We start from the raw sequence: 5,163 nt of genomic DNA on the forward strand, positions 1-5,163 counted from the left end.
GCGCCGGGGATACGCCCCCCGGTGCTCCCCCACCCCGCCTGCCACACCCCCGGCGGACGCAGCCCGGTCGCCACACCGTAGAAGTCCTGGTCCGGCGCGCCCCGCACCCCGGCCCAGCCGCCCCTTGGAACAAGGAACCCTCGACAGCGGACGGCTACGGCCTCCGAGCGACGCAGCGGCCGGGACCGGGAGGTCCACGGTGGTCGGTCCGGAGAGCGGGGGCGCCCACCCTCTCGCTCCTCGGCGCGCGCTCCCGCACACTGGTGAGTGGATCACCGGATGAAGGAGGCGGGGCATGCGTCCGTTGGCGGCTTCCCGCTGGGCCCACTGGGTCCTGCCGCTGCCGGCGGGGGCGGTGCCCGTGCTGGCTTTTCCCGCGCCCTCCCTGTGGTGGGTGGCGTACGCCGCGCTGGTGCCGTGGCTGCTGCTGGCGCGTACCGCGCCGACCCCGCGCGTCGCCGCGCGGACGGGCTGGCTGGGCGGCACGGGCTTCATGCTGGTGATGCACCACTGGCTGATGCCGAGCCTGAACGTCTTCATCGTCCTTCTCGCCGCTCTGCTGGGGCTGTTGTGGCTGCCGTGGGGCTGGCTCGTCCACCGGCTGCTGGCGGGCACGCCGGGTGGCGGCCGGCTGGCGGCGGCCGTGGTGCTGGTCCCCTCGGGCTGGCTGCTGGCCGAACTGGTGCGCTCCTGGGAGTACCTGGGCGGGCCCTGGGGCCTGCTGGGGGCGAGCCAGTGGCAGGTGCCGCCCGCGCTGCGGGTGGCGTCGGTGGGCGGCGTGTGGCTGGTCAGCTTCCTCGTGGTGGCGGTGAACACCGCGCTCGCCGCGCTGCCGGCCGCGCCACGGGCCCGCCGCGCCGCCGTCGCCGCCCTGCTGGCCGTGGCCGTCCTGGTGGGCGGGGTGTGGCTGTGGGCACCGCGTCCGCAGCCCGCGGGCGAGGCGCGGATCGCGGTGGTCCAGATCGGGGAGACCCCCTCGCGTGCGGCGCGGTTCGAGCGCGGCGAGCGGTTGACCCGGCAGTTGGCGGGCCGCCATCCCGATCTGGTGGTGTGGGGTGAGAGCAGTGTCGGCTACGACCTGCCCAGCCATCCGGCGCTGGTGCGCAGACTCGCCGGTCTGTCCCGGCTGGCGGACGCGCCGCTGCTGGTGAACGTGGACTCGCGGCGCAGCGACCGGCCGGGCATCTTCAAGAGTTCGGTGCTCGTGGACGGGAAGGGCCTGACCGGGCAGCGTTACGACAAGATGCGGCTCGTGCCGTTCGGTGAGTACATCCCGGCCCGGTCCCTGCTGGGCTGGGCCACCTCCGTGGGGCGCGCGGCCGACGAGGACCGGCACCGGGGCCGGACGCCGGTGGTGATGCGGGCGGACGGTCTGCGGTTCGGGCCGCTGATCTGTTTCGAGACGGCGTTTCCCGACATGAGCAGGCATCTGGTCGCGGAAGGCGCGCGGGTGCTGGTGGCCCAGTCCTCGACCTCCACCTTCCAGCGGACCTGGGCGCCCGAGCAGCACGCGTCGCTGGCGGCGGTGCGGGCGGCCGAGACGGGGCGGCCCATGGTGCACGCGACGCTCACCGGGGTCAGCGCGCTGTTCGGTCCGGATGGTGAGCGGGCCGGGAGGCGGTTGGGCACGGACGCCGGCGCGGCGGAGGTCACCCGTGTGCCGCTGGCGACGGGCACCACGCTCTATGTGCGCTTCGGCGACTGGACGGTCCGCCTCGCGCTGACCGCGCTGGCGGCGTACGTGGTGACGGAGGGCGTGCGGACGGTACGGGCCCGGCGGGAGCGGGAGGGCGGCGGTGCCCGCGGGAGTGTCAGTCCGCCTGTGCCAGCGCGTCGGTGACGACGCGTTCGCACAGTTCGTGGGTGGCCAGCGCGTCCCGCGCGGAGAGCGACTCGCCGGCGCGGACGGCGTCGAGGAAGGCCAGCACGCACTGTTCGATACCGCGCTGGCGGGCGACGGGCACCCAGTCGCCGCGGCGGCGGACGCTGGGCTGGCCCTTGTGGTCCACCACCTCCGCGAGGTCGCGCACCTCCCGCTTGCTGTCCTGCCCGGAGACCTCCAGCCGTTCCTCGGCCGAACCGGAGAGCCGGTTCATGACGCCGAGCGCGGTGAAGCCGTCGCCGGACATCTGAAGCACGACGTGGTGCAGCAGTCCGTCCCGGACCCGGGCCCGCACGTCTATGCGGTCGGCCTGGCCGGGGACGAGGAAGCGGAGGGTGTCCACGACGTGGATGAAGTCGTCCAGCACCATGCGGCGCGGATCCTCCGGCAGCCCCACCCGGTGCTTCTGCAGGAGGATCAGCTCGCGGGGGTGCTCCAGGCACTGGGCGTAGCCGGGTGCCTGGCGCCGGTTGAAGCCGACGGCGAGGCCGGTACCGCGCCGCTCCGCCAGCTCCACCAGGCCGCGCGAGGTGGCGAGGTCGTAGGCGAGCGGCTTGTCGACGAAGGTGGGTACTCCGGCCTCCAGCAGACCGCGCACCAGTTCGGGGTGGGCGCTCGTCGCGGCGTGGACGAAGGCGGCGTCCGGGCGCGCGGCGAGGAGGCCGTCGAGGCCGGTGTGCCGGTGGGCGGCCGGCACCCGGTAGGCGTCACCGAGGGCTTCCAGCGTCGCCGGGTTCCGGGTGACCAGGTGCGGCTCCAGCCCGGGCTGCGCCATGAGCACCGGCAGGTACGCCTTCCGGGCGATGTCTCCGAGACCGATCACGCCGATCCTCACGGGCCCTCCCTCAGTGCCGTACGGGTGACTGCGTCCGCGCAGCATACGTGCGCGGCGGCGGGCACCAGTCGGCGATCCCCGCCAGTGCGCGCAGCGCCAGGCCGGGCGCCAGGCGGCCGACGGCGGAGAGGGAGAGGTCGCGCAGGGCGCAGGCGGGAGCGCTGGTGAGGGTCGTCATCCGGGAGGCCCGCGCGGAGCGCCGCACGACTTGGGCCGTTCGGGGCAGCCGTTGCCGGGTGTAGGCGGCCAGCGCGTCGGGGACGGGGCCCGCGGGGTCGGCGAGCTGGGCCAGGACGACGGCGTCCTCGACCGCCTGGTTGCCGCCCTGTCCCATGCTGGGCGTCATGGCGTGCGCGGCGTCGCCGAGGAGGGCGACGCGTCCCGCGTGGAGGGCCGGGAGGGGCCGGAGCATGTGGTGGACGTCGTTGCGCAGCACGGCTTCCTCGGGGACAGCCGCGATCAGTTGGGGCAGTGGCCGGTGCCAGCCGCCGAACAGCCGCAGCAGCGCGGCCCGTTCGCCGTCCCGGGAGCGCAGCCCTGCGGGGAGGACGGCGGCGGCGTAGGCGTAGACCCTGCCGTCCGGGAGTGTCTGGGTGCCCCAGATCCGGCCGCGGCCCCACGTCTCGTGCGGCTCGACGCGCTCCGCGGGCGCCTCGGCCAGGAAGCGCCAGGTGGTGAAGCCCGCGTAGCGGGGGCCCGGGTGGGCGGGGAAGAGGGCGCGGCGGACCGGGGAGTGGATGCCGTCGGCGGCGACGACCAGGTCCGCGTGGAGGATCTCCCCGTGTGCGGTGGTGACGGTGGCGGGCCGGCCGCGGGTGCCGGGCCGGGTGAGGGCGGCGGCCGTGCCGGTGCGCAGTTCGACGGTGCGGGGCAGGCGGTCGCGCAGCAGATCGACGAGGGTGGAACGGGCCAGCAGGACCACGGGGGCACCGAAGCGGTCGGCCGTCCGGTCCCCGGTCGTGGGGACGAGCCACCGGCCGGACGGGGAGCGCAGGCCGCCCCGGCCGCTCCAGGTGCGCAGGGCCCGGACGGCGTCGCCCGCGCCGATGACATCGAGGGCGCGCAGGGCGTTGGGGGCCATCGCGATACCGGCGCCGACGGGTTCGAGCCGCTCGGCGCGTTCGAGGACGGTGACGGACCAGCCGCGGTCGCCGAGTGCCGCCGCGGCGGTCAGTCCGCCGATGCCGGCACCGATGACGAGGGCGCGCGAGGGGGACACGGGGACCTCCGGAAGTCGGTGACTACAGCTGTAGTGCGCCGTGACCGAGAATACTACACCTGTAGTCTCCAGGATAGATTTCCCCCATGACCCCTCGCGATTCCGCCACGCCCCGCTCCGCCCTGATCGCCGACACCGCGATCCGGCTGCTGGCCGAACGCGGGCTGCGCGGCCTCACCCACCGGGCCGTGGACGAGGCGGCCGGACTCCCCCAGGGCTCCACCTCCAACCACGCGCGGACCCGGGCAGCCCTGCTGGAGGCCGCCGTACGACGGCTGACCGTGCTGGAGAGCGCCGTCCTCACCCCGCAGGAGACGGCCGGTGCCGCCGGGGCGCAGGCCGGACCCGACACACTCGCGGACCTCGTCGCCACCGCGCTGCACCGTCACCTCACCCGGCACCGCGCACTCCTGGTGGCCCGCTACGAACTCGCCCTGGAGGCCACCCGCCGCCCGGAACTGCGCGCCCACTACGACCGGACGGGCCTGAGCGACTTCGCCGCCCCGCTGCGGAGGATGCTCGCCGCCGCCGGGTCCACCGCTCCCGAGCGGCACGCCCTCTCGCTGCTGGCCTGGTGCGACGGCATCCTCTTCACCTGCACCGCGGGCTCGTACAACGCCGCGGTCCCCACCGAGGAGGAGCTGCGGACCGGCCTTCGGGAACTCCTGTCCGGAATGCTGGCCACCGGCGAACAGGGCGGCCGGAGCGGAGGACCGGCCGGAAGAGCCGCCGCCCCGGGCGCGACCGCCGCCCAGGACGGCCCCCATGACGACTGATCGACAACAGCCCGCCGACGCGCGCCCGCCGCGGCAGATGACCGACGTGGCGCGCCCCCGGTTCCGGCACAGGTGGAAGCAGGAGGACTCCGAGCCCCTCTCCTTCACGCGGAACCCTCCCGACGACGGCTTCCGCGGCAGCGAGGCCGGCACGGGCGAGGGGCGCCGGCCGCCCGGCGCCGGGAGGTGGTGCGGGGCCCGCGCGTGCGCCGCCGTCCAGTCGCCGGACGAGACCGCCGACCCTCCCCGGCGCACCGGCCGGCCCGCCCCGCCGCGGTGGAGGTACCCGCACATGGCCGGGGAATACGCGCGGCACAACGGCCGCGCCGGCCTGCCGCGGGAGCGCACCGACGGGAAGACAGGCTTCTGATCATCCCGCCATCAACCCGCACCCGCGGCGATCACCCCTGCGGGGACTTCCCCGCGGATGCGCGGCTGGGAAGAGTTGCGG

Annotated in this window: 5 protein-coding genes; 3 read left to right on the forward strand and 2 right to left on the reverse strand. The window is 75.6% G+C overall.

Features of this window, described 5'->3' with window-relative positions; translation table 11 throughout:
- The first annotated feature begins 295 nt into the window (after positions 1-295).
- Entirely contained in the window at positions 296-1,840 is a 1,545-nt protein-coding gene (lnt, locus tag FM076_RS03850; RefSeq protein ID WP_173868533.1) for an apolipoprotein N-acyltransferase, read from the forward strand.
- Here lnt and FM076_RS03855 read toward each other — a convergent pair.
- Both FM076_RS03855 and FM076_RS03860 read right to left on the reverse strand, forming a co-directional pair.
- On the reverse strand, positions 1,812-2,717 hold the full coding sequence (locus tag FM076_RS03855; protein WP_173868534.1) for a Gfo/Idh/MocA family oxidoreductase: 906 nt from the start codon (positions 2,715-2,717) through the stop codon (positions 1,812-1,814). The genes lnt and FM076_RS03855 overlap by 29 nt on opposite strands.
- Before the next feature lie 10 nt (positions 2,718-2,727).
- Positions 2,728-3,936: an FAD-dependent monooxygenase gene (locus FM076_RS03860; protein ID WP_173868535.1), complete on the reverse strand. Its 1,209-nt coding sequence runs from the start codon at positions 3,934-3,936 to the stop codon at positions 2,728-2,730.
- An 86-nt stretch (positions 3,937-4,022) separates the two neighbouring features.
- Here FM076_RS03860 and FM076_RS03865 point away from each other — a divergent pair, with 86 nt between their 5' ends.
- Entirely contained in the window at positions 4,023-4,712 is a 690-nt protein-coding gene (locus tag FM076_RS03865; RefSeq protein ID WP_243274288.1) for a TetR/AcrR family transcriptional regulator, read from the forward strand.
- Positions 4,702-5,082, forward strand: a complete 381-nt coding sequence (locus tag FM076_RS03870) for a DUF664 domain-containing protein (RefSeq protein WP_173868536.1) — start codon at positions 4,702-4,704, stop codon at positions 5,080-5,082. Before FM076_RS03865 ends, FM076_RS03870 begins: the two co-directional genes overlap by 11 nt.
- Positions 5,083-5,163: the final 81 nt, after the last annotated feature.

It is taken from the genome of Streptomyces albus subsp. chlorinus, assembly GCF_013302895.1.
GTDB classification, from domain to species: Bacteria; Actinomycetota; Actinomycetes; order Streptomycetales; family Streptomycetaceae; genus Streptomyces; species Streptomyces chlorinus.